This is a genomic window from Chthonobacter albigriseus (genome assembly GCF_013839445.1).
Lineage (GTDB): Bacteria > Pseudomonadota > Alphaproteobacteria > Rhizobiales > Pleomorphomonadaceae > Chthonobacter > Chthonobacter albigriseus.
Map to the genome: position 1 here is coordinate 75727 of NZ_JACDIT010000012.1, position 25588 is coordinate 101314.

Consider the following 25588-nt stretch of genomic DNA (forward strand, 5'->3'; position numbering starts at 1 on the left):
GTCAGCCGGTCTCGCTCTTGCGCCCCGCCTGCCGCATGGGCGGTGCCGGTGTGCGGCGTTCTGCTGGGCGGGCCGGAGTACCCTCTTCGGTCTGCGGCGTAAGGCGGTGGCGGCGACGGGGCAGGGGCTCCGGATCGGGCCGCCAGCGGGTCAGCAGGAACGAGGCCGAGCGTTGCGAGGTGTTCTCGAACACCTCCAGCAGCCGCTTCACCTCGAAATAGTCGCGCCCTTCGCCGAGGCCGGAGAAAAGAAGGATGCGCATCGCCGTCGCCTCGTCGAGGCCGCTCGCCTTGAGCGCCGTCGCCAGCGGTTCGCCGCCCGGATCCGTCAGAAGGCGCTTGGCCACCGCCCGGTCCACCTCGAGCAGTCGGGAAAGGTGTACGGCGACAATGTCGAGATCGCGCGAGAGCGCCGACCGGGCGAGATCCTCGACCACCACCGCGTGGGGGGTCGGCGCCTTGGCCAGCGGTTTGCGCGCCGCAAAGTCGCGCAGGGCCAGAAGTTCCAGCGCCAGCAGCACCCGCCGCCGGCCCTTCGAGTCGAGATCGAGGAAGAGATCGACGAGGTCGGCATCCTCGATGTCGCCAATCCGGTGCCCCAGCGCGACGGCAAGGGTAGGGTGCCCATGCGCCCGTCGGATCAGGATCGCGGTGGCCCCGGGCGGAAGGGCGGTGGTGGGATTGGCCAGGAGCAGCGGCAGCGCCTCGGCCGGCAGGTTGCGCGCCAAGGCTTCCACGAGCGCCGGAGTCGGATGGGGTCTCTGTGCGAGCGCCTCCAGGTGCGCCCTGCTGCCGGTCGCAACGAGGGCCAGCAACTCCACCTCCGGCACGGACCGGGCGTCGCGGATGACGACCGACGCGATGGTCGGATCGTCCGCCATCAGGGCGCTGAGCACGGCGGCGGGCGCATCGGAGCGTTGCGAAAGCAGCGTCGCCACGGCGCGCCGGTCGTCGAACGGCGTGATCCGCAGAAGTTGGAGCGCCAGCTCTTCGTAGATGTGGATGTCCGGCGCGGGGTGCACCGGCACCGAGACGAAGAGCTCGGTGGCCGCCTTCAGCAGCGCGCGCCGACGCGTGGCGTCCGTTGCCTGCGACAGCTTCTGGACGCCATCAGAGAACGGGACTGGAGCCATCGGATTGAGCGCTCGGGCAGGAACGACGCGGACGGAAAGGATATGGAAACCACCGCGACGAAAGCCGCGGGGCGATCGCTAGAATGCAACCCCAACTGTAAACGTCCTGTTAACTCTCCACCCCTTCAGTATGGCACCGGGGTTGAACAGGACGCGGAGCGGGAACCGGTGCAAGGTGCCCCTCGTTTAACCAAGGAGAGCCTTGAGCGAAGCCGGACGAAAACCTTCGGTCGGCTGTGTTGGTAGGGTGAGGTGGCGCCATGGGCAACGTGGTTGCGTTCAGCAGCATGATCGCACAGCGGCATCGGCAGAAGCCCGATCGTCCGTGCGAGATCACGATCTTTCCGGGCGTCCGCTACGAGCGCCAGGAGGCGGTACCGGTGACCGCTGTCGCCTCGGAAGCGGCTGTCGCATTGCGCGGCGATCGGCTGGATACCGAGCGCCGCTGATCGCCGGGGCTCCCTTGCGCAATCCCCCCGAATCCGGTGACGGTTCGGGATGATCCGATCCGCACTGACCAAAGTGATGACGAGGGAGGCGGGACGCTTGGTCGTGCTCGGCCTTGCCATAGGCCTTGCCGCCTGCGGCCGCCCGACCGGAGACTTCGGCCGTGCCAAGCCGTCAGCCCTCAACGACGAGGTTCTACCGCTGGTCGGCAAGCTGGCCGCGACCATCCGCGAGGAGCCGGTCTCCTGGTACAATCTGACCGACGACGAGAGGTTGCTCAGGGACCGCGCCTGGAACTTCGTGCGTCCGCCGCACGTCGGCGACTGGTGGCTGGAACCACTGGTCGAGGGCCAGCGGACGCGCATCCTCCCGGTCCTCGATCCGCGCTTCAACCCGACACGCTACTATCTCTTCCTGCGGGCCGGTGACTATCGCTCCTCGGAAACCCGCTGGACCAAGGTGATGGACGACATCACCGGCGACGCGCTTCTCGTTCCGCCTTTCTGCGAGGTCGCCGCGCGCGTTCGCCGCACCGACGCCTGGAGGATCGGCCGGGTGAATGCCGACCAGTCCGTCACCCCCGACGTGCTGGTCGACACCTACAACCGGATCGAAGAGAACAATCGGCAGATGAGCTGGGTCTGGCGGGCGCTCGCCTATCGGCTGACGTCCTATCGCTTCGCCATCGAACGCATGGCGCTCGAAACCCCGTCGGAGCAGATGTGGGCCGTCAACCGGGCCTTCGACGCCCTCGCCGCTCAGCAATGTGCCGACGGCCCGGCGATGTCCGCGATCGATTTCGGCAACCGCCAGCCGCGCCGCTCGCGCCTGCTCGACGGTCCGGACCCATTCGACGAGCCCGTGCTGCAGAAGTGATCAGGGCGTCCCCGCCGGTCCGCAGGTGAAGGCGGCAAGCCGCTCCGAGACGGCCACTCGTGTGTCCGGGTCGGCGGCGGACGCCCTGATCAGCACGAAACCGGGACCGGGCGGTACTTCCACCTGGAGGCCGCCGACGCCGCTGCCTGCTGTCTGCAGGCGGATCTGCTCGATGTCGCCCGGCAGGCCGACCGTCAGGTTCGCCGGTCCTGCGCCGACAGCGCTCCGGTCGAAGCTGGCCACCACGCCGCCCGCCCTGGAGACCACCGCCAGCGACCAGTAGTCGTCCGGGACCGGCCCCTCGACCACCGTCGGCGTCGATCCCTCGAACGGACAGGCCGCGTGCACGAAGAAAGGGTCGAGGTCGGGCAGCACGCTTCCATCCGCCGGTATGGGCGTCACCGCGCCCGCGACGGCCGCCCGCTGGACCCGGCCCGTGGCGTCGTTCGAGGCCATGCCGGGGATCAGCAGCACGGCGATGACATGGACGAGCCCCGCTACGATGAAGCCGCCGATGACGGCGCGGACCAGCTTGCCGTTCATCGCCGCACCCCGCTTGCCGGTCCGCAGGAAAGCCGGCGGATCGCCGGCAGGAGTTCCGGCCCGGGGAGGCGGGCGGAGAGGCCGGGCGCGTAGATGCGCAGCGTGAACACCAGTGAGGCGAGCGATCCCGTCGGCACGAAGTTGCCGGGCCGCGCGGTTCGCCCGACGGTGATCAGGATCCCGCCGTCCGGCTGGCGGATGGCATCGCGGCTGGTGAACCCGGTTCGCCCGGCCGGATTGCGCGGCAGGTGACCGGCATCGTCGGTGACCGCGAGGGTCCACAGATCGGCCGGGGGCAGGGCGCCCTCGATCGTGTAGTGACAGGCCGGGTTGAAGGGCTGGCCGGCGGCGTCGAACCGCGCCTCGAAGGCGACGCCCTCGGCCGGCCCAAGGCCGATCCGCCCCTCCCGCGAGGCCCGGGCAGCGGCGTAGGGGTGACGATCCGAGCCGGTCTCTCCGGTCTGGACGCGCCAGGGCCCGATCGCGGTGCCGGCGTCGAGCGCGCTTGTTTCCAGCACGAACCACACCGACCCGAGACCGAGGCCGGCGCCGAGAAGAGCGACGATCAGGAGACGGAGGACGAGGAACACGGGGGGAGCGGTCGGCCGGAGCGCTTGGGATGGTTCGGTGAGTCGCAACCCTACACGACGGGCCGGAAGAGTGCGACGGAAAGCGGGTCGAAAACCAGGTCAGCATTGTTGACTAAAGCAGACGGCCGGCGTAGCGGTTGCAGAACTTGCCTTGGGGAGAAGCGACATGGTGATGCCGATCGACTGGTCATCCGTCTATGCGGGACGGGCGGAGCGGATGAAGGCATCCGAGATCCGCGAACTCCTGAAGCTCCTCGATCAGCCCGACGTGATCTCCTTTGCCGGTGGAATCCCCGATCCGGCGCTGTTTCCGACGCTGGCATTCCGCGAGGCGAACGAGAAGATCCTCGGCGACGCCAAAATCGCTGCACAGGCGCTTCAGTATTCGATCAGTGAAGGCTACCCGCCGCTCCGGCAGTGGATCGTCGAGCACATGAAGAGCATGGGCGTCGACTGCGACATCGACAACATCCTGATCACCCACGGCTCGCAGCAGGCGCTCGATTTTCTCGGAAAGATGCTGATCTCGCCGGGCGACACGGCGCTGGTGACCGCGCCGACCTATCTCGGTGCCCTGCAAGCCTTCAATCCCTACGAACCCCGCTACGATACACTGGCCCCGGAGGGCAACCGGACGCCGCTGTCCTATGCGGAGGCGGCGGAGCGGGAGGGCGGCCGGGTCAAGTTCGCCTACCTCGTCCCCGACTGCTCGAACCCGACCGGCGAGACGCTGGACGAGACGGGGCGCTTGAAGGTGCTGGACCTAGCGGAAAACCTGGGCGTTCCGGTCATAGAGGATGCTGCATATCGCGCGATCCGCTTTGAAGGCGACGCGCCCCGGACGATCCAGGCGCTGGACTGCGACCGGAGCGGCGGGATCGATGCATGCCGGACGATCTTTCTCGGCACCTTCTCCAAGACCCTCGCCCCGGCCTACCGGATCGGCTGGATCTGCGCCGCCAAGCCTCTGATTCAAAAGCTCGTTCTGGTCAAACAAGCGTCCGACCTGCACACCTCCACCATCAACCAGATGCTGATGTTCGAGGTGGCCGAGAAAACCTATGACCGGCAGGTCGAGGCGGTGATCGAGACCTATTCCAAGCGCCGTGACGCCCTGCTTCGGGCGCTGAAAACCCGTATGCCGAAAGGGGTTAGCTGGACGGAACCGAACGGCGGGCTGTTCGTCTGGGTGACCTTGCCCGAGAAGATCGACGGGGCGGCGCTGCTGGCCCGGGCGATCACCGAGGAACGCGTCGCCTTCGTTCCCGGAAAGGCGTTTTTCGCAACGGAATCAAAGGCGAACACCATCCGCCTGAACTTCTCCGCGCCGACCGAAGCGATGATCGAAGAGGGTATCAGTCGCCTGGGACGGCTGGTCAAGAACGAGCTAAGCCATTGATTTGATTAGCGAAACGACGACGTCGGCGCGGTCAGTTCCACCCGCGAGCGGCCCACCGGGGTCGGGGACAGCAGCGAGACCGGCTGCACGGGCACGGTCTCCAGCGCGGAAGTCGGCACGTCCGGCGGGAGCGGCTGGTCGAGCCGCTTGCGGAACATCGCGCCGGTTGCGTCGATGACGGAAAGTGCTTTCGGATTCAGGACGTTGCTGGACTCCACCGGCTTCGACTCCTCCGCAGGCGCGGCCACTTCCACCGGCGCGGCCTCGGTGATGACCCCCGGAATGCCGCGGAAGGGCAGGCCCTGGTGGGCCGCCGTCATGATGGTCTGCCAGGTCATCGCCGGCAGGCTGCCGCCCGTCATGTTTTTCGTGGAGGTGTAGTCGTCGTTTCCGAACCAGACGGCGGCTACGTAGTGGCCGGTGTAGCCGACGAACCAAGCGTCGCGGTAGGCCTGCGTCGTTCCGGTCTTGCCAGCCGCCAACTGACCCTCCAGCTTGGCGCGACCGCCTGTCCCCGCGACGACGACGTTGTGGAGAATATCGTTGAGTTCGAATGCAACCTCTTCCGGCAGAACGCGCTCCGCAGGTTGTTCGCTGGTTGCGTGGGCATAAACCGTCCGGCCCGTGTGGGTGGCGATCTCCTCCACCGCATAGGGCGTGGCTTTGATGCCGCCATTGGCGAAACCGGAATAGGCGCCCGCCATGTCGAGCACGGTCACCTCCGCCACCCCGAGGGGAAGGGCACGGGTGATCTTCAACTCGGTCCTTATCCCCATGCGGTAGGCGGTCTCTATGATCTTGTCGCGACCGATCGCCTGGGCAAGGCGCACGGGCACGGTGTTGATCGACTTGGTCAGCGCGGTCTTCAACGTGACCGAGCCGGCATAGCCGCGCCCGTAGTTCCGCGGGCTCCAGTTGCCGATGGTGATCGGCGCGTCGGCGACGACGCTGTCCTTGGAGTAGCCGTTCATGAAGGCGGCGGCATAGACGAAGGGCTTGAAGGAGGACCCCGGTTGACGCAGCGCCCCGACCGCCCGGTTGAACTGGCTCTCGCCGTAGTCCCGCCCGCCAACCATCGCCCTGACGGCGCCGTCCGGGCTCTGGATCACCGTCGCACCCTGGGTGACGCGGTAGTCCTGGCCGTACTGCCGGAGGCTGGTCTCGATCGCGCCGTCCGCCGCCTTCTGGATCGCCGGGTCGAGGGTTGTCTTGACGGTGATCGTGCGATCCCCGCGCGGCTGCAGGCGCTTCACCTCGTCGAACGCCCAGTCGAGGAACCAGTCCGGCGCGGCCGGCCGCGTTCCCGCCAGCACGGAGGCCGGATTGCGCCGCGCGCCGGCGACCTGGCCCTCGGTGACGAAGCCGGCGGCCACCATGTTGGTGAGTACCTGGTTGGCGCGGGCGCGCGCTGCGGGCAGGTTGACGTGCGGCGCGTATTTGGTGGGCGCCTTGAACAGCCCGGCGAGCATCGCGCATTCCGCGAGCGTCAGGTCGGTGACCTTCTTGCCGAAATAGAACTCGGCCGCCGCCGCCACGCCGTGGGTGCCGCCGCCCATATAGGCGCGGTCCAGGTAGAGCTTGAGGATGTCCTGCTTGGACAGGTTGGCCTCCAGCCAGAGGGCGAGGTAGGCCTCCTTGATCTTGCGTTCGATGGTCCGCTCGTTGGAGAGGAACAGGTTCTTGGCGAGCTGCTGGGTCAGCGACGAACCGCCCTGGACCACCCCGCCGGCCTTGGCGTTGGTGACGACGGCCCGGAAGGTGCCGATCACGTCGATGCCGAAGTGCTCGTGGAAGCGCCGGTCCTCGGTTGCGAGGGTCGCCTGGATCAGGTAGGGCGGCAGCTTGTCGAGCGGCACGGTGTCGTCGAGGAACATGCCGCGGCGGCCGATGAAGGCGCCGTTCTTGTCGAGGAAGGTGACCGCGTATTCGCCCTGGGCGCGCCAGTCGGACTCCGTGGCGCGGAACGCCGGCACGGCGAGCGCCAGCATCAGGATGGACCCGGCGGTGCCGAGCGTCGCCGCCTCGCCGGCGACCTCGCTGGCGACTCGCGCCCAACCGCGGACCCGAAACCGCGTCATGTGGTCGGTGACGGCATCCCACCACCGCGCGAAGCCCGCACCGAGGCGCCAGACCGTCGTATCGATCCAGGCGTCGGCCGCGAGCAGCCGAAGGCCGAAGCGGCGGCGGGTTTTCGACTTGCGGTCACGCACGTGGCAAGCTCAATAGGTTGCTCGCTGAGCCCGGTTCTCGGAAACCGGCTGTAGCGAATTGGGACACAAGGGTATCCGGAATGGACGATCGGATCAAAGGTACGGGACGCCGGATGGCCGAAGTGAATCAGAAAAGTGGAAACGAACCGTTTTGGTTGACGAAGTCCTTGGATGAGATGTCGCCGACCGAATGGGAGAGCCTCTGCGACGGCTGCGCCCGCTGCTGCCTGAACAAGCTGGAGGATGAGGACACCGGCGAGATCGCCTGGACCGATATCGGCTGCACCCTTCTGGACGGCGAGAGCTGCCGCTGCCGCGACTACGACAACCGCTCCGCCACCGTCCCCGACTGCATCCGCCTCACCCCCACCGAGATCCGCACGCTCTCCTGGCTCCCGCCCACCTGCGCCTACCGCCTCGTCGAGGAGGGCAGGGATCTCTACTGGTGGCATCCCCTGGTGTCCGGCGATCCCGACACCGTCCATGCCGCCGGGATTTCCGTGCGCGGCCGGACGGTGCGGGAGGAGGACTACCCGCTCGAGCGCTGGGAGGAGCGGATCGTTTCCTGGCCGGAAGAGGACCCGGCGGAGGAGGCGTGGGAGGATGTGTGACGGGGAAGGGAGATGGGGAGTGGCTGTCTCATTTCTTCCCGCCGTCATGGTCCGCGCAGGCGCACCACCCACGCATTTTCCAAGAGATCAGGCTGGTTTCAGGGCAAAACGTGGCTTCACCCACAAAGTCGTGGGTGGTCCGCCTTCGCGGACCATGACGGCATCAGGGGCGTGGCGATTGGGGCGTTTGGCGTGAGGAGGAGGGGGCATTGGTGGTGGGCGGTTGCACTTCTTCCCGCTCACCCTTGCCGTCATGGTCCGCGCAGGCGGACCACCCACGCATTTTTCGAGAGATCAGGCTGGTTTCAGGGCAAAACGGGGCTTCACCCACAAAGTCGTGGGTGGTCCGCCTTCGCGGACCATGACGGCATGAGGGGCGTGGCGATTGGGGCGTTTGGCGTGAGGAGGAGGGGGCATCTGTGGTGGGCGGTTGCACTTCTTCCCGCTCACCCTTGCCGTCATGGTCCGCGCAGGCGGACCACCCACGCATTTTGCGGGGAATGGGCTATTGGCCGGTGGAGTGTGGGTGAAGCTACAAAGTCGTGGGTGGTCCGCCTGCGCGGACCATGACGGCGATAGAGGGTAGAGAATGTGGGAGAGCGGAGGGCGAAGGGGCGGATGCTGGAAGATGGATGTTCAAAAGCATAGCTGCGCTTAGCGAAAATAGGAAAATAGTCCTTGACAGCGTGACGGTGGTTGGGTAGGTTTTCGTCATGATCCGAAAACTGTGGGCGGCGGGCCGAAAGGCTTCGTCGCCTTTTGCGTTTCGGGGCCTTCGACGGAGCGGACCATGACCGAGAAGCCTGCTGGCGGATACGACTGGGAGGCGATCCGGACGGCCTATGAGGAGAGCGACGAGCGGGTGGAGGACATCGCGCGGCGGCACGGGCTGCACCGGATCACGATCCAGGGCAGGGCGGCGCGAATGGGGTGGAAGCCGCGCAACGGGGAACTGGCTGCCCGGATCCGGGCGAGCAACCTGGAGGACAGGCCGCCGCCGGATCTTGCGGCGCTGGTGCTGTCGCTGCAGCGCACGACGGCGCGGGTGGTGACGGCGATGGAGGCGCGGCTCGGCCGCGACGGGGACGGGATCGAAGAAAGGGACGTGCGCGCGCTCGGCACGCTGGCCGGCGCGCTTTCCAGGATCATCGACCTCGACCTGCCGCAGAGGAGACCGCGTGACCACGACGACCCCGACGCCCAAGCCAGGGACGATCTCGCAAGACGAGGAGGACGCCCGTTCCGTGACGCGCTTGCGGCGCGCATTGAAGCGATTGTGGGAGGTCCAGACGCGGACGGCCTTCCTGAACGGGCTGACGCCGACGGAGGAAGAGGCGCTGCTGAAGGACTGGGCGATGCACGCCCGTCCGGACCAGATCCCGCCTGACGGCGACTGGGCGGCCTGGCTGGTTCTGGGCGGCCGCGGCGCGGGCAAGACGCGCACCGGCGCGGAATGGATCCGCGCCATGGTGTTCGGCAAGGACCTTGTCCACGGCCTGACGGCCGGGCGCGTGGCGCTGGTGGGCGAAACCTATGCCGATGTGCGCGAGGTGATGATCGAGGGCGTCTCCGGGCTGCTCGCGGTGCACGCCCGACACGAGCGGCCGGTGTGGCAGCCGGCGCGACGGCGGCTGGAATGGCCGAACGGGGCGGTGGCGATGGCCTTTTCCTCGGAGGACCCGGAAGGGCTGCGCGGGCCCCAGTTCGATGCCGCCTGGGCGGACGAACTCGCCAAGTGGCGCCACGCGGAGGCGACATGGGACATGCTGCAGTTCGGCCTTCGGCTGGGGCTGACGCCGCGCCAGGTGGTGACCACGACGCCGCGTCCGGTGCCGGCGCTGAAGCGGCTGATGGGCGCGGCGGATACCGTGACGACCCGCTCCCGGACCGCGGACAACGCGGGCAACCTGGCGCCGGTGTTCCTGCGCCGGATCGTGGCGAACTACGCCGGCACGCGGCTGGGCCGGCAGGAGCTGGACGGCGAGCTGGTGGAGGACCGGCCGGATGCGCTGTGGACGCGCGCGCAACTGGAAGCGGTGCGGATCGCTGCCGCGCCCGCCCTGCGGCGGATCGTGGTGGCGGTGGACCCGCCGGCTTCGTCGAACCGGCGCTCGGACGCCTGCGGGATCGTGGCGGCCGGCGTGGACGGCGACGGCTGCGCGGTGGTGCTCGCCGACGAGAGCTGCCGCGGCCTGCGCCCGGAGGCGTGGGCGCGGCGGGCGGTGGCGCTTTATCACAGCCGCGAGGCGGACCGGCTGGTCGCCGAGGTCAACCAGGGCGGCGACATGGTGGCCGCCGTGATTGCCCAGGTGGACCCCGGCGTGCCGGTGGAGATGGTGCGCGCCACCCGCGGCAAGTGGGTGCGCGCCGAGCCGGTCGCCGCGCTCTATGCGCAGGGCCGCGTCCGCCATGCCGGGGCGTTTCCGGCGCTGGAGGACGAGATGTGCGACTTTGCGGTCGACGGCCTCAGCTCCGGGCGATCGCCCGACCGGCTCGACGCGCTGGTCTGGGCGATCACCGCGCTGCTGCTGTCCGGCGGCGCGGAGCCGCGGGTGCGGGGGCTGTAGGGGGGGCGGCGGGCTCTACGGCGCCTGGTGCAGGCCAATCCGGTTGCCCTCGGTGTCGAGGATATGCGCGATCCCGCCGACGCCGGGGATGTCGAAACGCGGCGTCACGATGCGACCGCCGAGGCCGGGCAGCCGGTCGAGCATGTCGTCGAGCCGGTCGGCGGCATCGAGGTAGATGACCGCCCCGTCGGCCGACGGCTTGAGGTGCGGCGCGGCGACCACGGCGCCGGAGGCCTGTCGCTCGGCATAGGGGAAGATGGCACCCGGCTGGTCCGGGCCCATCGCCTCGCGCTTGAGCGTCACGCCGAACAGCGCCTCGTAGAAGGCGACCGCCCGCTCGAAGTCTGCGGCCGGAATATCGAACCAGTTGATCACGGACCGGGTCATGGAAGCTGTCTCCTGAAGGGCGCCGCGGCGGCGCCGACAGGTTTGAAGCTACGACCTAATACTGACAGATTATGTCAGCAGTCCGTCAGGTGACGGCGGAGTGGGTTGCCGGCGCCGCCGTGGCGAGGTGGTTGTCCTCCCGCTCGCGCCACTCCTTGAGGAGGACGCGGCGGCGGCGCGGATAGCGCTGGCCGAGGTCGACCGCGTCGGCGATCCGGTCGGTGCGGAAGGAGCGGTAGTCGCCGCGCAGCTCGCACCAGGCGGAGAGCACGCGGACGCGGTCGAAGAAGGCGAGCGCCATCGGCCAGACCACGCGCCGTGACGGAACGCCCTGCTCGTTGACGTAGGCGAAGGCGATCTTGGTCTCGTTGCGGATGGCCTGGCGCAGCGTCGAAAGGTCGACCCCGTCGGGCTGCTCGGGGCGCGAAAAGCCGACGATCAGGCCGGTCGCCTCCATGCTTTCGGAAAGATCCGACGGCAGCACGGCGGCGATCTTGGCGAGCGCGTTCTCCGCAGCGAAGGCGAGCCGGTCGTCGGCGCGCCGGGCGACCATCCGCCCGCCAAGGACGAGCGCCTCGATCTCCTCGTCGGTGAACATCAGCGGGGGCAGCATGAAGCCGGGCTTCAGGACGTAGCCGACGCCGGCCTCGCCGTCGATCGGGGCGCCCTGGGCGATCAGGGTCTGGATGTCGCGGTAGATGGTGCGCAGCGACACCTCCAGCTCGCCGGCGAGCTCGGCGCCGCTGACGGGCCGGCGTCGCCTGCGCAAGGCCTGGACCAGGGCCAGCAGTCGTTCGGCGCGAGACACGTCGAGTTCCCCTTATGTTCGACTCGCCTTCCTCGGCGACGGCAGGGGACGATCATGCCAGAGACCGGCCGCCGGAGCGAGATGCGGCGTGGCCGGTGCCGATCGGAAGTTTTGTCGAAGCAGTCCACGCAAAACCACCAGCCGCAGTGTCCGCGGCGGTCCTGACAGCAGCCTGCCGCCTCCGGGGCGGCCGGGAAGGAGAAGCCATGTCTCAACGATGGTGGGCCCGCCGCGCTTGGGCGGGACGCGGCAAAGACGCGCCGGAGGTGGAGGCGAAGGCCTCGCGCTCGGGAACGCTCGTCGCGATCCAGGCCGGCGGCCGCCCGGTCTGGACCCCGCGCGACTATGCGGCGCTGGCCCGCGAGGGCTACCTGAAGAACCCCTTCGTCTATCGGGCGGTGCGCCTGGTGGCCGAGGGCGTCGCGGCCGTGCCGTGGCTTCTGGCGGACGACGCCCGCGAGTTCGATCGCCACCCGGCGCTCGACCTCGTCGCCCGGCCGAACCCGCGGGACGGGCGCAGCGCGTTCCTGGAGGCGGTGGCGAGCCACCTGCAGATCGCCGGCAACGCCTACGTGGAACTGGTGGCCGCCGACGGCCGGCTTGCCGAGCTCCACGCGCTGCGGCCCGACCGGATGCGCGTCGTGCCGGGCGCCGACGGCTGGCCGGAGGCTTACGAGTACACGGTCGGCACCCGTCGGCTTCGCATTCCGGCGACGGCGGAAACCGGGCCGGCGCCGCTGATGCACATCGCCGCCTTCCACCCGCTCGACGACCACTACGGCGCGTCGCCGATCGAGGCGGCGCAGACCAGCCTGGATGTCCACAACGCGGCGACCGAGTGGAACAAGGCGCTGCTCGACAACGCCGCCCGGCCTTCGGGCGCGCTGGTCTATGCCGGCGCGAACGGCTTGTCCGACGACCAGTTCGACCGGCTGAAACGCGAGCTGGAAGACGGCTACCAGGGCGCCCGCAACGCCGGCCGGCCGCTGCTCCTGGAGGGCGGGCTGGACTGGAAGGCGATGGCGCTGACGCCCAAGGACATGGACTTCATCGAGGCCCGCAACATGGCCGCCCGCGAGGTGGCGCTCGCCTTCGGCGTGCCGCCGATGCTGCTCGGCATCCCCGGCGACGCCACCTACGCCAACTACCAGGAGGCCAACCGGGTGCTGTGGCGGCAGACGATCCTGCCGCTTGCGAGCCGCATCATGGACGCCTTCAGTGCCTGGCTGCTGCCGGCGTTCGGGCCGGACCTGCGCTTCGCGCTCGACCTCGACCAGGTGCCGGCGCTCGCCGCCGAGCGGGACTCGATCTGGACCCGCGTCCAGGCCGCCGACTTCCTGACCGCCGACGAGAAGCGCGCCGCGGTCGGCTACGCGCCGCAGGGGCCCGACGCCGGGACCGGCGGAAAGGGGGCGCCGTGGATGTGACCCGCGTCTTCGCCGAGCGCGGCGACCTCGCCCATCTCGCGCTGTTCTTGTGGGCGAGCGGCGCCAGCGGCCTCGTGGTGATGACCCTGCGCGAACTCGCCGCCCAGAGCCGCCGCCTGGACGCCTTCGTGTCGGAAATCGCCCGTCTCAACCATCGGATCAACTCTTCAGAGGGACACTGAACGCGAGGCCGGCGCGCCGAGCGCCACCGGCCGGAAATGCCGCCCGGCCGGACACATGCAGCCGCGGGCGGAATCGATCTCTGAACTTCGCAGCAGCGCGTGGGCGGCTCGTCCGTCCGGGCGACAGCCGCCGCGCGCGTCCATGGAGACATTCGATGTCAAAGCGTACGCATGCCCTTTCATCCTTCATCCTGCGCCTGGCCGGCCACGTGCCGGAGGCGGCCGACGATGCCACGGCCGTCTTCCGCTCCTTCGCCGACGGCGTGGAGCGCCGCGTCGGCGCGGCCGGCTCGGACGGGCCCAAGGTCCGCGTCGCCGGCGGCGAGCCGATCGGCGGAGGCTGGCGATGAACGGCCGGCCCGACCTGCTGGCCGACGGCGGCTTCAAGGTGGATCTCACCCCAGACGGCGGCCGCTTCACCGGCTATGCCAGCCTGTTCGGCGTGACCGACCTGACCGGCGACGTGGTGATGCCCGGCGCCTTCCGAAACACGCTGGAGAAGCGCGGCGCGGCGGAGGTCAAGCTGCTCTATCAGCACGACCCGTCCGAGCCCGTGGGCCGCTGGCTGGAGATCCGCGAGGACGCCCGCGGCCTGCGCGTCAGCGGCGAGATCCACGCCGGAATCGCCCGCGGCCGGGAGGTGCTGAGCCTGATCCGGTCGCGCATCCTGGACGGCCTCTCCATCGGCTTCCGGACGGTGCGCGCCCGCACCGATGGCAAGAGCGGCGTCCGCAAGGTGGCCGAGATCGACCTCTGGGAGATCTCCATCGTCACCTTCCCGATGCTGCCCGGCGCCCGCATCACCGGCCTCGGCCCCGACACGGGGGACGACCCCGAGGCCTTGGCGCGCGACCTGCGCAAGGCGGCCCGGCGGATCCGGACGGCAAGCCGGTGACCAACCGCGGCCGCCGGTCGGCGGCCGTCGACAGACCTGAAACCCAGAACCAAGGACTGACACCTATGACCATCAAGAGCGATGCCGTGCCCGAGACCAAGGGCACGAGCGACACCGGCCGCGCCCTCGGCGAGTTGATGACCGCTTTCGAGAGCTTCAAGGAAACCAACGACGAGCGCCTCGCAGCCCTGGAACGCCGTTCGGCCGACGTGCTGACGGAGGAGAAGCTCGGCCGCATCAACGACGCGATCGACCGCCAGCAGAACCGGCTCGACCGCCTGACGCTGAAGGCCGGCCGTCCGCAACTGGACGGGCGCCGCGCCGGATTCGACGCGCTGGACCTGGAACACCGCACCGCGTTCGACACCTATGTGCGGACCGGTGTGGAAGGCAACCTGCGTGCCCTCGAGGCCAAGGCCATGTCGGCCGGCAGCGGCGTCGACGGCGGCTTCGTGGTGACGCCGGTGATCGAGGACGAGATCGGCCGCCGCCTCGCCGCCATCTCGCCGATCCGCTCGATCGCCTCGGTGCGGCCGGTGTCGGTGGGCACCTTCAAGAAGCCCTACCGCACCACCGGTCCGGCGGTCGGCTGGGTGGGTGAAACGGCCGCCCGGCCGCAGACCAACAGCCCGGTGCTGGCCGAGCTGAGCTTCCCGACCATGGAGCTCTACGCCATGCCGTCCGCGACGCAGATGCTGCTCGACGACGCCGCGGTGGACATCGACCAGTGGCTGGTGGAGGAGATCGAGCTCGCCTTCGCCACGCAGGAGGGCCAGGCCTTCGTCTCCGGCGACGGCGTCAGCCGCCCGCGCGGCTTCCTCCAGGTCCCGACGGTGGCCGAGGCGAGTTGGGTCTGGGGCAGCCTCGGCTATCTCGTCACCGGCGTCTCCGGCAACTGGGCCGCCTCGAACCCCTCGGACGTTTTGGTGGACCTGGTCTACGCGCTGAAGGCCGGCTACCGGCAGAACGGCTCGTGGGTGATGAACCGCAAGCTGCAGGCGGCCGTCCGCAAGTTCAAGGACAGCGCGGGCAACTACCTCTGGCAGCCCCCGGCGACGGCCGACACTCGCGCCACGCTGATGGGCTTCCCGCTGGTGGAAGCCGAGGACATGCCCGATGTGGCCGCCAACAGCCTGTCGATCGCCTTCGGCGACTTCCGCCGCGGCTACCTGATCGTCGACCGGCTCGGCACCCGCGTGCTGCGCGACCCCTACAGCGCCAAGCCCTACGTGCTGTTCTACACGACCAAGCGCGTCGGCGGCGGCGTGCAGGACTTCGACGCCATCAAGCTGCTGAAATTCGGCACGGCCTGATCTCCCTCCCGTCCCGGACGGGCCGTCCGAACGGCGGCCCCGCCGACCTCCTCCCCCGGCGGGGCCGCCACCTCCTTCCCTGTCCCGTTTTGCGTATCGAAAGGACAACGCCATGCCCGTGCGCATGATTCTCGCGCCGCTGATCGAGCCGGTCTCGCTCGCCGAACTGAAGGACCACCTCCGCATCGACCATGCCGAGGAGGACGCCGTGCTGATCACCCTGACGGTGGTGGCCCGCGCCGCGATCGAGCGGCTGGCCCGCAAGGCCATGATCACCCAGACCTTCCGCCTGTTCCTCGACGCCTGGCCGGAGAGCGGCGTCGTCAGCCTGCCGCACGCCCCGGTGCAGAGCGTGCCGGCGGTGCGCGTCTTCGCCGGCGGATCGATGCAGACGCTGGACCTTGCCGGCTTCCAGCTGGATGCGGTGAGCGACCCGGCTCGCCTCGTCGCGCTCGGCACGGCGCCGCAGCCTGAGCGGCCGATCGCCGGCATCGAGGTGGACATGGTGGTCGGCTTCGGCAGTGCCGCCGCCGACGTGCCGGCGCCGCTGCGCCAGGCGGTGAAGCTGCTCGCCGCCCGCTGGTACGAGAACCGCGGCGACGGTCCGGGATCGGTGGACATCCCTGACGAGATCCTTGCCATCGCCGCCGACTACCGCACCCGCAGGCTGGTGGCATGACCCGCCCGACGGCCGCGCTGGCGGAGGTGCAGACCGCGATCCGGTCTGCGCTGAAGGCGGACGCGGCCCTCGGCACGCTGGTGCAGGGCCGCATCCACGACGGGCCGCCGAAGACCTCGGTGACGCCCTGGCTTTCCATCGGGGAGGGCCGGACGCTGAACTGGGGCCACGGCGACGCCGAGGGCGCGCGGCTTCAGCTGACGCTGGAGGCGCTCGCTACCGACGACGATCGCAGCCGCGTGCTGGCCATCGCCGACCGCGCCGCGGCGGTGGTGGAGGGGGCCAACCTCGCCGTTCCCGGCGGCACGGTGGTGCTGGTGCGCCTCGGCGCCGCCCGCGTGGAGCGGCTGCGCGACGGCCGCACCTGGCGCGCCCGCCTCGCCGTCGACGTGCTGATCGACGGCTGAACCGACACGACCCACAAGGAGACGAACCATGGCCGCGCAGCGCGGACGCGATCTGCTTTTGAAACTGGACACCACCGGCGCCGGCGTGTTCGCCACGGCCGCGGGCCTGCGCGCCCGCCGCATCGCCTTCGGGGCCGGCACCGTCGACGTGACGGACGCCGACAGCCCCGGCCGCTGGCGGGAGCTGATCGAGGGCGCCGGCCTGCGCCGGGCCAGCGTCGCCGGCTCCGGCGTGTTCCGCGACGCCGCCGCCGACGCCACTGTGCGGCAGGTGTTCTTCGACGGGCTGCTGCGGACCTGGCAGGTGGTGATTCCCGATTTCGGGATCATCCAGGGGCCGTTCCAACTGACCGCGCTGGAGTATGCCGGCACCCACGACGGCGAGGTGACCTACGAGCTGGCGCTCGAATCGGCCGGCCAGCTCACCTTCACGGCGGTCTGAGCCATGGCCAACCGATACCGCGGAGACGTGGAGGCGATCATTGCCGGCGAACGGCGCGTGATGCGCCTGACGCTGGGCGCGCTCGCCGAGCTGGAGACCGCCTTCGGGGCGGAGGACATGGCCGACCTCGCCCGCCGCCTGGGCTCTGGGACGCTGAAGGCCCGCGACGCGGTCCGCATCGTCGCCGCCGGGCTTCGCGGCGCCGGCGAGCCGGTGACCGACGCGGAGGTGGCCGCGCTGCCGATCGACGGCGGCGCGCCGGCCTGGGCGGCGCTGGTGGTGCGCCTGATCGCCGAGACGTTCGGCGGCGCTTCGGAAACAGGGGAGGGCGTCGACGCCGCCCCTTTGGACCGCCCGGTGAGCCGCAGCCCTTCCCCTGGGACGACGTGATCGCCTTCGGCTACCGCGTGCTGCGCCTTTCCCCCGACGCCTTCTGGGCGATGACGCCGCGCGAACTGGCGGCCGCCATCGGCCGGCCTGCCGCGCCGATGGACCGGGGCCGTATGCGCTCCCTGATGCAGGCATTCCCCGACAAGGAGACCGACCATGGATGAACCGGCCGATGGACTTGCCGGCGCGAAGGCCGCCGCCGACCCGCTGCTCGACACCATGCGCGACCTGGAGCGCGTGGCGGGCGGCTTCGGCAGCGCGCTGACCCGCGGGCTGAAGGCGGCGGTGGTGGACGGCAAGGCGCTGGACCAGGTGCTGCGCCAGCTGGCGCTGCGCATGTCCGGACAGGCGCTGGACGCCGCGCTCGCGCCGCTCGGCAACCTCGTCTCCGACGCGGTGGGCGGCCTGGCGCGCCAAGTGATCCCCTTCGCCAAAGGCGGCGTGGTGGCGGCGCCCACCTACTTTCCGATGGACGGCGGCCGCATGGGTCTGGCGGGGGAGGCGGGGGCGGAGGCGATCCTGCCGCTGGCTCGCGGCGCGGACGGCCGGCTCGGCGTACGCACGGACGGCGGCGGCGTCAACGTCACCTTCAACGTCACCGCGGGCGACGCGGCGAGCTTCCGTCGATCGGAAGCGCAGGTGACTGCAATGCTAGCCCGCGCCGTCGGACGGGGACGGCGCGGGCTATAGCGACATGGCCCAACGAGGAGGGGGGTCAAGCCACGGCGCGTCTTTCGGCGGCGATGATGGCCGCGATCTCGTCCTTGAGGTTCACGCGTTGGCGCTTCAGGTCGCTGAACGCCTCGTCCGAGGCGGGTTCGATGAGGGACTCGATGCGGTGAATGCGCCGGTTGATCTCGTGATACGTGTCGGCGAGGTGCGCGAAGTGCGGGTTGGAGACCTTCAGCGTGTGAAGCGTCTCATGGTCGTCCGGGAACTCAGCAGCGAGTTCGTGCGGCGTGTGCGTCATCGCATCCTCCCTTGTTCGTCAGTGAAGCAAGCCTGAGGCACCGCGATCCGCTTCGCCTTGAGGTGGATCAAAACAGCATCGAGCCCGACCGAAATCGCGCGAGCCGCCTCCACGGTGGACCGGCTGGCGGCGGGCGTCTTCGACCTTTCCCCGAACCCCAAGGAGGACCCCATGGCCGAGATTCCGGCCTTCCACGAGGTCGCGTTCCCGCTTTCCGTCGCCCTCGGCGCGAGCGGCGGACCGGAGCGGCGCACCGAGATCGTGACGCTCGCCTCCGGCCGCGAGGTGCGCAACACGCGCTGGGCCGACAGCCGCCGTCGCTACGACGCGGGCTCCGGCGTCAAGTCGCTCGACGACCTCCATGCGGTGATCGCCTTCTTCGAGGAGCGCCGCGGCCGCCTGCACGGCTTCCGCTTCCGCGACCGCGCGGACTTCAAGTCCTGCGCGCCGGGCGCCAGTCCGGCGGCCGGCGACCAGCGCATCGGCACCGGCGACGGCGCGACGCGCAGCTTCCAGCTGGCGAAGACCTACGGCGCCGCCTTCGCGCCCTACGTCCGCACGATCGGCAAGCCGGTGGCCGGCAGCGTGACGGCCGCGGTGGGCGGAACGGTGAAGCCGGTGACGGTGGACGCCGCGATGGGGCTGGTCACCTTCGCGCTCGCCGACACGCCGCCGCCCGGCGCCGCGGTGACCGCCGGCTTCCTGTTCGACGTGCCGGTGCGATTCGACACCGACCAGCTGGTGGTGAACCTCTCCACCTTCGCCGCCGGCGAGATCCCCGCCATCCCGCTCGTGGAGATCCGCCCGTGAGAACCCTGCCGACGAGCTTCGCCGCCCACGCGGCGGGAGCCGCGACGACGATCGCCACCGCCTGGATCCTCGCCCGCACCGACGGCGTGACGCTGGGCTTCACCGACCACGACCGCCCGCTCCTCGTGGAGGGGGTTCCTTGCGAGCCCGCCTCCGGCTTCGACCGCACGTCCGCCACCGCCCACGCCGGATTCGCGGTGGGCGAGGAGGAGGTGATGGGCGCGCTGACCTCCGACCGGATCACGGATGCCGACCTGCTTGCCGGACTCTACGACGGGGCGGCGGTGGAGGTGCGCGCGCTCGACTGGCGCAACCCGGCCGAAAGCGTGCTCTTGCGCGCCGGCACCATCGGCGAGGTGCTGCTGGTGGACGGTGCCTTCCGCGCCGAGGTGCGCGGGCCGGCGTCCGTGCTGGAGCAGGCCACCGGCCGCCTTTTTGCGCGCACCTGCGACGCCGAACTCGGCGACGCCCGCTGCGGCGTGCCGCTCGCCGGCTTCACCCACGCCGCGACCGTGGCGGAGACCGACGGCCCCGGCCGGCTGCGCGTGGAGGGCGTGGAGGCCGTTCCGGCCGGCCGCTTCACCCGCGGCCGGATCGCGATCGGCGGCCGGACGCTGATGATCGCCGCCCACCGGGCCGACGAGACGGGCGTCTGGATCACGCTGTGGAAGCCGCTCGCGGCGGAGCCGCCCGCCGGCACGCCGGCGACGCTGACGGCCGGCTGCGACAAGCTCTTCCAGACCTGCCGCGACGTCTACGCCAACGCGGTGAACTTCCGCGGCTTCCCCCACATGCCCGGCAACGACTTCGTGCTGAGCTTCGCCCGCAACGCCGGGGAGAACGACGGCGGGGTGACCGTGCCATGACGCCGACGCGCGAGATGATCGTCGCGGAGGCGCGGAGTTGGCTCGGCACGCCCTACCGGCACCAGGCCTCGCTGAAGGGCGTCGGCTGCGACTGCCTCGGGCTGGTGCGCGGGATCTGGCGCGCGTTCCACGGCGCCGAGCCCGAGCCGCTGCCCGCCTACGCGCCCGATTGGGCGGAGGCGACCGGCGGGGACAGCCTGATGGCGGCCGCCCGCCGCTGGCTGGTGGAGCGCGACGGCCGCGATTTCCAGCCCGGCGACGTGATCCTCTTCCGCTACCGCGAGAACCTCCCGGCCAAGCACGCCGCGGTGTGGATCGGCGACGGGCGCTTCATTCATGCGCATGACGGGGCGGTGGTCTCGGAGGGAACGCTCGGCCCCTGGTGGGCCCGCCGCGTCGCCGGGGTGTTCGGGTGGCCGGGCGTCGGCTGACGCACCCCGACGACGCAACTGACCCGCCGCCGCCACCCCGCCTTCCTCTCCCTTCAGGAGCGAACCTCCATGTCCTCTCTCATCCTCTCCACGGTCGGAGCGGCGGTCGGCAGCGTGTTCGGGCCGATCGGCACCATCGTCGGCCGGGCGATCGGCGGCCTGGCGGGCGCGGCGCTCGACCAGGCGCTGTTCGCGCCCGGCCGCGACCGCTCGGTGGGCCGGCTCGCCGACCTGGAGGTGCAGGCCTCCACCGAGGGCGTCGCGGTGCCGCGCGTATTCGGCCGGGTGCGGATCGCCGGGCAGGTGATCTGGGCGACGCGGTTGGAGGAGACGAGCCAGACCGAGCGCACCGGCGGCAAGGGCGGCGGCGGGCCGAAGGTGACCACCTTCTCCTACTACGCCAACATGGCGGTGGGGCTCTGCGAAGGGCCGATCGCCCGCGTCGGCCGCGTCTGGGCCAACGGCGAGCCGCTGGACCTCTCCGGCATCCAGATGCGCGTCCACCGCGGCACCGAGGACCAGGGCGTCGATACGCTGATCGAGGCCAAGCAGGGGACGGGCAACGCGCCGGCCTATCGCGGGCTCGCCTACGTGGTGTTCGAGCGGCTGCCGCTGGAGGCCTTCGGCAACGCCCTGCCGCAGCTGACCTTCGAGGTCATCCGCCCGGTGGGCCGGCTGGAGCCGATGATCCGCGCGGTGACGCTGATCCCCGGCGCGACCGAGTTCGGCTACGCGACCGGCGAGGTGCAGCAGCAGCTGGAGCCCGGCCGCGTGCTGGCCGAGAACCGCCACATCCTGACCGCGTCGAGCGACGTGATGGCCTCGCTCGACGAACTGACCGCGGTCTGCCCGAACCTGGAGCGGGTTGCGGTGGTGGTCGCCTGGTTCGGCAGCGACCTTCGCGCGGGCCACTGCACGCTGGCGCCCAAGGTGGAGTGGGCGGAGAAGACGACCACCGGGGCCACCTGGGAGGTGGCCGGCCTTGCGCGCGGCGACGCGGCGGTGGTGTCGCGGGTGGACGGCCTGCCGGCCTTCGGCGGCACGCCGAGCGACGCGTCGGTGCTGGCGCTGATCGCCGAATTGAAGGCGCGCGGGCTGAAGGTGACGCTCTATCCCTTCGTGCTGATGGACGTGGCGAACGCCAACGCGCTGCCGGATCCCTACACCGGGCTCCCCGGGCAGCCGGTCTACCCCTGGCGCGGCCGCATCACCGTGGACCCCGCGCCCGGCCGGCCGGGGAGCCCGGACGGCACCGCCGCCGCCACCGCGCAGGTGAACGCCTTCGTCGGCACCGCGAGCCCCGCCCAGTTCAGCGCATCGGGTCGCGCCGTGGTCTACGGCGGCCCGGCAGAATGGAGCTTCCGGCGCATGGTGCTGCACTACGCCCGGCTCTGTGCGATCGCCGGCGGCGTCGACACCTTCCTGATCGGCTCCGAACTGCGCGGGCTGACCTGGACGCGGGGCGGCGCCGGACAGGGCTACCCCTTCGTGACCGCGCTGAAGGCGCTGGCCGCCGACGTGAAAGGCATGCTCGGCCCCGGCACCGAGGTGAGTTACGCGGCGGACTGGACGGAGTGGTTCGGGCACCAGCCGGCGGACGGCTCCGGCGACGTCGCCTTCCACCTCGACCCGCTCTGGAGCGACCCCAACATCGACTTCGTCGGCATCGACGCCTATCCGCCGCTGACCGACTGGCGCGACGGCGACCATCTGGACGCCACCGCCGCCGAGGGTCCGGCGGACCGGGAGTATCTGGCTGCAGGCGTCGCCGGAGGCGAGGGCTTCGACTGGTACTACGCCAGCGACCTGGACCGCCGCGCGCAGGTGCGCACGCCGATCACCGACGGCGCAGCCGGCAAGCCCTGGGTGTTCCGCTTCAAGGATCTCGCGGGCTGGTGGGGCAACCGGCACTACGACCGGGTGGCCGGCGTGGAGCTCCCGACCCCGACCGGTTGGATCGCCGGCATGAAGCCGCTGCGCTTCACCGAACTCGGCTGCCCGGCGGTGGACGTCGGCGGCAACGAGCCGAACGTCTTCCCCGACCGGATCTCCTCCGAAGGCCGGGCTCCTCGCTTCTCTCACGCCTCGCGCGACGACGCCGTCCAGCGTCGCTGGGTGGAGGCGATGCTGAACCACTTCGACCCCGCCGCGCCCGGTTTCACTGGGGCCAACAACCCGCTTTCGCCCGTCGACGGGCGGCGGATGCTCGATCCGACGGCAAGCCACGTCTGGACCTGGGACGCCCGGCCGTTTCCGGCGTTTCCGCTTGCCCGGCAGGTCTGGGCCGACGCCCGCAACTGGGTGTCGGGCCATTGGCTCAACGGGCGGCTCGGCAACGCACCGCTCGACGATACCGTCGCCGACATGCTGGGAGCGGACGTCGACGTGGACAGCGACGGCCTGACGCCGGTGGTCGACGGTCTGGTGCTGGCCGGCCGCGCGCCGCCACGCTCGGTGCTGGAGCCGCTCGCCGGCGTGTTCCGCTTCCAGGTGACGGAGCGCGGCGCGACCCTGGTGTTCCGCGACCGGCCGAGCCGGATCGGCGCCGTCGTCGAATCGGACGACCTGGCCGAGGAGGACGGCGAGCCTGTGTTGGAGATCCGCCGCGGCCACGACGGCGAGGCGCCGACCGAGATCGCGGTGAGCTTCTCCGACACCGCCAACGAATTCCGCCAGACCAACGTCAGCGCCCGCCGCACCGGCCGCCAGCGGACCAGCGACGTGACGTTGCCGGTGACCGCGGCGGCCGAAGTGATGCAAGGCCACGTGGAGGCCGTGCTGCGCGACGGCGAGGCCGGCCGCGAAACGGTGCGCTTCGCGCTGCCGCCGCAGCGCCTGGACGTAGAGGCGGGCGACGTGCTGCGGCTCGCAGCGGGTGCCCGCTCGCTCGACGTGCTGGTGGAACGCAGCGAGGACGGGCCGCTGCGCCGCTTGGAGGCGCGCGTGGTGGACCGCAGCATCCGCGCCCGCGCGGCGGTGCCCGACGATCGGATCGGCGGCTTCGCGCCGCCTCCGCCGGTGGGGCCGCCGCTGGCCGTGTTCCTGGACCTGCCGGCGCTGGGCGACGCGGTGGAACCGCATCGACCGTGGCTGGCCGCGGCGGGCGTACCCTGGCCGGGCCAACTCACCGTGCACAAGGCGGTGGCGGCGAGCTTCGAGCCGGTGGCGACGATCGCCGCGCCGGCCGCGATCGGCACCCTGCAGGCGGCACTGGGGCCTGGGCCGGTCTGGCGCTTCGACCGCGGCGCGACGGTGGAGGTTGCGCTGGTCCGCGGAGCCCTTTTCAGCGCGACCGAAGAGGCCGTGCTGGAGGGCGCCAACGTGGCCGCCATCGGCAGCGAGGCGGCGCGCTTCGAGATCGTGCAGTTCCTGACCGCCGAGCTGATCGGCGAGCGCCGCTATCGCTTGCGCGGGCTGCTGCGCGGCCAGCTCGGCACCGAGGCGCTGGCCGCCGTTGGCGCCCCGGTGGGAAGCCGCTTCGTGCTGGTCGACCGGAACATCGTGCCGTTGCCGCTCAACCGCGAGGCCATCGGCCGGCCCCTGACGCTGCGTATCGGCAAGGCCGGCCGCGACGTCGGCGACGCCGCGATGACCGAGCTGAACGCGACGCCGCGCGGCGTCGGGCTGCGGCCCTGGTCGCCGGTACGCCTGACGGCCCAGCGAATCGGCCCGAGCGGCGACCTCGCGGTGACCTGGATCCGCCGGACACGGACGGGCGGCGACAACTGGGAGGCGGTCGAGGTGCCGCTGTCCGAGACGGTCGAGGCCTACGAGCTCCGCGTGCGGGTGGCCGGGTCGGTGGTCCGGCGGATCGCCGCGACGGGGCAGGGCGCGACCTATGCCGCCGCCGACCAGATCGCCGACCACGGGCTGCTGCCCGGTGCGGTGGACCTGGCGGTGGCGCAGCTCTCCGAAACGCTGGGGCCGGGCCCCGAGACGAGGAAGGTGATCGATGTCTGATACGTCCCGCCTGAAACTGCCGCTGATGGCCGCCGGCCAGGCGCAGAAGCACGTGACCCACAACGAGGCGCTGGAGGTGCTCGACGCCGTCGTGCAGATCGGCGTGGTCAGCGTCAGCCTGGCATCGCCGCCGCCGGGACCTGCGGCGGGCGCACGCTATGTCGTCGCCTCCGGCGGAACCGGCGCATGGGCCGGCAGGGATGGCCAGATCGCCCGCTGGGACGGCGCGGCCTGGCTGTTCCACGCGCCGCAGCCCGGCTGGATCGCCGTGGCCGAGGACACCGCGAGCCTCTACGCCCGGATCGGCTCGACTTGGACGGACCTGGCCGATTTCGTCTGGACGGTCCGTACCGCCGGCAGCGCCCGGGCGCGGCTCAACAAGGCCGCGCCCAGCGACACCGGGAGCCTGATCTTCCAAACCGGCTTCTCCGGACGGGCCGAGATGGGCCTCACCGGAAGCGACGACTTCGCCGTCAAGGTGAGCGCGGACGGCACTGCCTGGACGCAGGCGCTGTCGGTGGACCGCACGACCGGGCGGGTGAACTTCGACCAGGGCGCCGAGCGCGTCCAGGTCGACACCTTCACCGCCAACGGCACCTGGACCAAGCCGGCCTGGGCGCGCCGCGTCACAGCAATCCTGGTCGGCGGCGGCGGCGGCGGCGGATCCGGCCGGCGCGGCGCGGCCGGCAGCGAGCGGCGCAGCGGCGGCGGCGGCGGGGCGGGGGGCTTTTCCGTGGAGACCTGGCCGGCCGACGAGCTTCCGGCAACCTTGTCGATCGACGTGGGAGCCGGCGGCAGCGGCGGCGCAGCCCGCACCGTCAACGACACCAACGGTGCGGACGGAACGCCGGGAACGGGCACCGTGCTGCGCGACGGATCGCTGAACCTGCCCGCCGCCGGCGGCGGCGGACGAGGGGCCGGCGGCCTTGCCGTCGCCGGGGGCGGAGCCGCCGGCGGCACCGGTACGGGCGGACCTGCCAACAGCGGCGCCGCACCGAACCCCGGCGGCGGCGGCGCCGGCACCGAAACGGGGCTCGGGCTCGGGGCGGGCGGCGGCGGCGCGGGCGGCGGTCTTTCCACCGCCAACGTCCAGACTTCCGGCGGACGCGGCGGCCACGGCTACATGGCCGCCGGCGGCGGATCACGCCAGGCGGCCGGCGGCGCGGGCGGCGCGGGCGGCCTGGGCGGCTTCGACGGGGCAGCGAAGGGATGGGCCCGCGGCGCCGGCGCGGGCGGCGGAGGCGGC

At 71.0% G+C, this 25588-nt stretch carries 29 protein-coding genes; 22 read left to right on the top strand and 7 right to left on the bottom strand.

The window, feature by feature from the left end; translation table 11 throughout:
* Position 1: 1 nt before the first annotated feature.
* On the bottom strand, positions 2-1132 hold the full coding sequence (locus HZ321_RS20740) for a DUF2336 domain-containing protein (RefSeq protein ID WP_181704320.1): 1131 nt from the start codon (positions 1130-1132) through the stop codon (positions 2-4).
* Positions 1133-1392: 260 nt separating this feature from the next.
* Between HZ321_RS20740 and HZ321_RS20745 the strand changes: the two genes are divergently transcribed.
* Positions 1393-1581: a hypothetical protein gene (locus tag HZ321_RS20745; RefSeq protein ID WP_181704321.1), complete on the top strand. Its 189-nt coding sequence runs from the start codon at positions 1393-1395 to the stop codon at positions 1579-1581.
* 97 nt (positions 1582-1678) lie between these two features.
* A complete protein-coding gene (locus HZ321_RS20750) occupies positions 1679-2455 on the top strand; it encodes a hypothetical protein (protein ID WP_181704322.1) in 777 nt (258 codons plus the stop codon).
* On the opposite strand, the gene HZ321_RS20755 is transcribed toward HZ321_RS20750, so the two are convergent.
* Entirely contained in the window at positions 2456-2998 is a 543-nt protein-coding gene (locus HZ321_RS20755; protein WP_181704323.1) for a DUF1254 domain-containing protein, read from the bottom strand.
* Positions 2995-3588, bottom strand: coding sequence for a DUF1214 domain-containing protein (locus HZ321_RS20760; protein WP_181704324.1), 594 nt, complete (start codon positions 3586-3588; stop codon positions 2995-2997). Before HZ321_RS20760 ends, HZ321_RS20755 begins: the two co-directional genes overlap by 4 nt.
* Before the next feature lie 166 nt (positions 3589-3754).
* On the opposite strand from HZ321_RS20760, the gene HZ321_RS20765 reads away from it, so the two are divergent.
* Positions 3755-4987, top strand: a complete 1233-nt coding sequence (locus tag HZ321_RS20765) for an aminotransferase-like domain-containing protein (RefSeq protein WP_244636083.1) — start codon at positions 3755-3757, stop codon at positions 4985-4987.
* Between the two features lie 5 nt (positions 4988-4992).
* On the opposite strand, the gene HZ321_RS20770 is transcribed toward HZ321_RS20765, so the two are convergent.
* On the bottom strand, positions 4993-7197 hold the full coding sequence (locus HZ321_RS20770; protein ID WP_342343895.1) for a transglycosylase domain-containing protein: 2205 nt from the start codon (positions 7195-7197) through the stop codon (positions 4993-4995).
* A 113-nt stretch (positions 7198-7310) separates the two neighbouring features.
* Here HZ321_RS20770 and HZ321_RS20775 point away from each other — a divergent pair, with 113 nt between their 5' ends.
* The 3 genes from HZ321_RS20775 (at position 7311) to HZ321_RS20785 (ending at position 10375) form a co-directional block, all read left to right on the top strand.
* Positions 7311-7808, top strand: coding sequence for a YcgN family cysteine cluster protein (locus HZ321_RS20775; protein WP_181704325.1), 498 nt, complete (start codon positions 7311-7313; stop codon positions 7806-7808).
* 790 nt (positions 7809-8598) lie between these two features.
* Positions 8599-9195, top strand: a complete 597-nt coding sequence (locus tag HZ321_RS20780) for a hypothetical protein (protein WP_181704326.1) — start codon at positions 8599-8601, stop codon at positions 9193-9195.
* Positions 9164-10375 (top strand): DNA-packaging protein, encoded by a 1212-nt coding sequence (locus HZ321_RS20785; RefSeq protein ID WP_181704353.1) that lies wholly within the window; start codon positions 9164-9166, stop codon positions 10373-10375. The genes HZ321_RS20780 and HZ321_RS20785 overlap by 32 nt, the downstream gene beginning before the upstream one ends.
* Positions 10376-10390: 15 nt before the next feature.
* On the opposite strand, the gene HZ321_RS20790 is transcribed toward HZ321_RS20785, so the two are convergent.
* Together HZ321_RS20790 and HZ321_RS20795 are read right to left on the bottom strand one after the other, a co-directional pair.
* The gene (locus tag HZ321_RS20790; RefSeq protein WP_181704327.1) at positions 10391-10762 is read right to left on the bottom strand and encodes a VOC family protein; all 372 of its coding nucleotides are present in this window, start codon (positions 10760-10762) and stop codon (positions 10391-10393) included.
* Between the two features lie 85 nt (positions 10763-10847).
* A complete protein-coding gene (locus tag HZ321_RS20795; RefSeq protein ID WP_181704328.1) occupies positions 10848-11570 on the bottom strand; it encodes an HTH domain-containing protein in 723 nt (240 codons plus the stop codon).
* Between the two features lie 206 nt (positions 11571-11776).
* Between HZ321_RS20795 and HZ321_RS20800 the strand changes: the two genes are divergently transcribed.
* The 11 genes from HZ321_RS20800 to HZ321_RS20850 all read left to right on the top strand — a co-directional run bounded on the left by HZ321_RS20800 (position 11777) and on the right by HZ321_RS20850 (position 17995).
* Positions 11777-12997 carry a phage portal protein gene (locus HZ321_RS20800; RefSeq protein ID WP_181704329.1) on the top strand — a complete coding sequence of 407 codons (1221 nt, stop codon included), beginning with the start codon at positions 11777-11779 and terminating at the stop codon, positions 12995-12997.
* Positions 12988-13179, top strand: coding sequence for a hypothetical protein (locus tag HZ321_RS20805; protein ID WP_181704330.1), 192 nt, complete (start codon positions 12988-12990; stop codon positions 13177-13179). Before HZ321_RS20800 ends, HZ321_RS20805 begins: the two co-directional genes overlap by 10 nt.
* Positions 13180-13334: 155 nt before the next feature.
* Positions 13335-13529, top strand: a complete 195-nt coding sequence (locus HZ321_RS20810; protein WP_181704331.1) for a hypothetical protein — start codon at positions 13335-13337, stop codon at positions 13527-13529.
* On the top strand, positions 13526-14074 hold the full coding sequence (locus HZ321_RS20815) for an HK97 family phage prohead protease (RefSeq protein ID WP_181704332.1): 549 nt from the start codon (positions 13526-13528) through the stop codon (positions 14072-14074). Before HZ321_RS20810 ends, HZ321_RS20815 begins: the two co-directional genes overlap by 4 nt.
* A 65-nt stretch (positions 14075-14139) precedes the next feature.
* On the top strand, positions 14140-15387 hold the full coding sequence (locus HZ321_RS20820; protein WP_181704333.1) for a phage major capsid protein: 1248 nt from the start codon (positions 14140-14142) through the stop codon (positions 15385-15387).
* Between the two features lie 112 nt (positions 15388-15499).
* Positions 15500-16066 carry a head-tail connector protein gene (locus HZ321_RS20825; RefSeq protein WP_181704334.1) on the top strand — a complete coding sequence of 189 codons (567 nt, stop codon included), beginning with the start codon at positions 15500-15502 and terminating at the stop codon, positions 16064-16066.
* Positions 16063-16473: a DUF3168 domain-containing protein gene (locus HZ321_RS20830; protein ID WP_181704335.1), complete on the top strand. Its 411-nt coding sequence runs from the start codon at positions 16063-16065 to the stop codon at positions 16471-16473. The genes HZ321_RS20825 and HZ321_RS20830 overlap by 4 nt, the downstream gene beginning before the upstream one ends.
* A 28-nt stretch (positions 16474-16501) precedes the next feature.
* A complete protein-coding gene (locus HZ321_RS20835; protein ID WP_181704336.1) occupies positions 16502-16915 on the top strand; it encodes a phage major tail protein, TP901-1 family in 414 nt (137 codons plus the stop codon).
* A 3-nt stretch (positions 16916-16918) separates the two neighbouring features.
* Complete coding sequence (locus tag HZ321_RS20840; RefSeq protein WP_181704337.1) at positions 16919-17305, top strand: gene transfer agent family protein; 387 nt, start codon at positions 16919-16921, stop codon at positions 17303-17305.
* On the top strand, positions 17302-17469 hold the full coding sequence (locus HZ321_RS20845) for a rcc01693 family protein (RefSeq protein WP_181704338.1): 168 nt from the start codon (positions 17302-17304) through the stop codon (positions 17467-17469). Before HZ321_RS20840 ends, HZ321_RS20845 begins: the two co-directional genes overlap by 4 nt.
* 55 nt (positions 17470-17524) lie before the next feature.
* Positions 17525-17995 (top strand): phage tail tape measure protein, encoded by a 471-nt coding sequence (locus tag HZ321_RS20850; protein ID WP_181704354.1) that lies wholly within the window; start codon positions 17525-17527, stop codon positions 17993-17995.
* A 25-nt stretch (positions 17996-18020) separates the two neighbouring features.
* On the opposite strand, the gene HZ321_RS20855 is transcribed toward HZ321_RS20850, so the two are convergent.
* Complete coding sequence (locus HZ321_RS20855; RefSeq protein ID WP_181704339.1) at positions 18021-18275, bottom strand: HP1242/YdcH family protein; 255 nt, start codon at positions 18273-18275, stop codon at positions 18021-18023.
* Between the two features lie 171 nt (positions 18276-18446).
* Between HZ321_RS20855 and HZ321_RS20860 the strand changes: the two genes are divergently transcribed.
* The 5 genes from HZ321_RS20860 to HZ321_RS20880 all read left to right on the top strand — a co-directional run.
* Positions 18447-19085: a DUF2460 domain-containing protein gene (locus HZ321_RS20860; protein ID WP_181704340.1), complete on the top strand. Its 639-nt coding sequence runs from the start codon at positions 18447-18449 to the stop codon at positions 19083-19085.
* Positions 19082-19951, top strand: a complete 870-nt coding sequence (locus HZ321_RS20865; protein WP_181704341.1) for a baseplate hub domain-containing protein — start codon at positions 19082-19084, stop codon at positions 19949-19951. Before HZ321_RS20860 ends, HZ321_RS20865 begins: the two co-directional genes overlap by 4 nt.
* Complete coding sequence (locus tag HZ321_RS20870; RefSeq protein WP_181704342.1) at positions 19948-20382, top strand: NlpC/P60 family protein; 435 nt, start codon at positions 19948-19950, stop codon at positions 20380-20382. The genes HZ321_RS20865 and HZ321_RS20870 overlap by 4 nt, the downstream gene beginning before the upstream one ends.
* A gap of 69 nt (positions 20383-20451) precedes the next feature.
* On the top strand, positions 20452-24342 hold the full coding sequence (locus HZ321_RS20875) for a baseplate multidomain protein megatron (RefSeq protein ID WP_181704343.1): 3891 nt from the start codon (positions 20452-20454) through the stop codon (positions 24340-24342).
* On the top strand, positions 24335-25588 hold a 1254-nt coding region (locus tag HZ321_RS20880), incomplete at its 3' end, for a DUF2793 domain-containing protein (protein WP_181704344.1). The genes HZ321_RS20875 and HZ321_RS20880, both read left to right, overlap by 8 nt.

Excerpts from the sequence above, each read along its gene's own strand:
- HZ321_RS20740 (WP_181704320.1), bottom strand. The coding sequence starts at position 1,132 with ATGGCTCCAGTCCCGTTCTCTGATGGCGTCCAGAAGCTGTCGCAGGCA.
- HZ321_RS20775 (WP_181704325.1), top strand. The coding sequence starts at position 7,311 with ATGGCCGAAGTGAATCAGAAAAGTGGAAACGAACCGTTTTGGTTGACG.
- HZ321_RS20790 (WP_181704327.1), bottom strand. The coding sequence starts at position 10,762 with ATGACCCGGTCCGTGATCAACTGGTTCGATATTCCGGCCGCAGACTTC.
- HZ321_RS20875 (WP_181704343.1), top strand. The coding sequence starts at position 20,452 with ATGTCCTCTCTCATCCTCTCCACGGTCGGAGCGGCGGTCGGCAGCGTG.
- HZ321_RS20765 (WP_244636083.1), top strand. The coding sequence starts at position 3,755 with ATGGTGATGCCGATCGACTGGTCATCCGTCTATGCGGGACGGGCGGAG.
- HZ321_RS20825 (WP_181704334.1), top strand. The coding sequence starts at position 15,500 with ATGCCCGTGCGCATGATTCTCGCGCCGCTGATCGAGCCGGTCTCGCTC.
- HZ321_RS20815 (WP_181704332.1), top strand. The coding sequence starts at position 13,526 with ATGAACGGCCGGCCCGACCTGCTGGCCGACGGCGGCTTCAAGGTGGAT.
- HZ321_RS20755 (WP_181704323.1), bottom strand. The coding sequence starts at position 2,998 with ATGAACGGCAAGCTGGTCCGCGCCGTCATCGGCGGCTTCATCGTAGCG.
- HZ321_RS20850 (WP_181704354.1), top strand. The coding sequence starts at position 17,525 with ATGCGCGACCTGGAGCGCGTGGCGGGCGGCTTCGGCAGCGCGCTGACC.
- HZ321_RS20855 (WP_181704339.1), bottom strand. The coding sequence starts at position 18,275 with ATGACGCACACGCCGCACGAACTCGCTGCTGAGTTCCCGGACGACCAT.
- HZ321_RS20810 (WP_181704331.1), top strand. The coding sequence starts at position 13,335 with ATGTCAAAGCGTACGCATGCCCTTTCATCCTTCATCCTGCGCCTGGCC.
- HZ321_RS20785 (WP_181704353.1), top strand. The coding sequence starts at position 9,164 with ATGCACGCCCGTCCGGACCAGATCCCGCCTGACGGCGACTGGGCGGCC.
- HZ321_RS20835 (WP_181704336.1), top strand. The coding sequence starts at position 16,502 with ATGGCCGCGCAGCGCGGACGCGATCTGCTTTTGAAACTGGACACCACC.
- HZ321_RS20870 (WP_181704342.1), top strand. The coding sequence starts at position 19,948 with ATGACGCCGACGCGCGAGATGATCGTCGCGGAGGCGCGGAGTTGGCTC.
- HZ321_RS20745 (WP_181704321.1), top strand. The coding sequence starts at position 1,393 with ATGGGCAACGTGGTTGCGTTCAGCAGCATGATCGCACAGCGGCATCGG.
- HZ321_RS20830 (WP_181704335.1), top strand. The coding sequence starts at position 16,063 with ATGACCCGCCCGACGGCCGCGCTGGCGGAGGTGCAGACCGCGATCCGG.
- HZ321_RS20860 (WP_181704340.1), top strand. The coding sequence starts at position 18,447 with ATGGCCGAGATTCCGGCCTTCCACGAGGTCGCGTTCCCGCTTTCCGTC.
- HZ321_RS20840 (WP_181704337.1), top strand. The coding sequence starts at position 16,919 with ATGGCCAACCGATACCGCGGAGACGTGGAGGCGATCATTGCCGGCGAA.
- HZ321_RS20820 (WP_181704333.1), top strand. The coding sequence starts at position 14,140 with ATGACCATCAAGAGCGATGCCGTGCCCGAGACCAAGGGCACGAGCGAC.
- HZ321_RS20800 (WP_181704329.1), top strand. The coding sequence starts at position 11,777 with ATGTCTCAACGATGGTGGGCCCGCCGCGCTTGGGCGGGACGCGGCAAA.
- HZ321_RS20780 (WP_181704326.1), top strand. The coding sequence starts at position 8,599 with ATGACCGAGAAGCCTGCTGGCGGATACGACTGGGAGGCGATCCGGACG.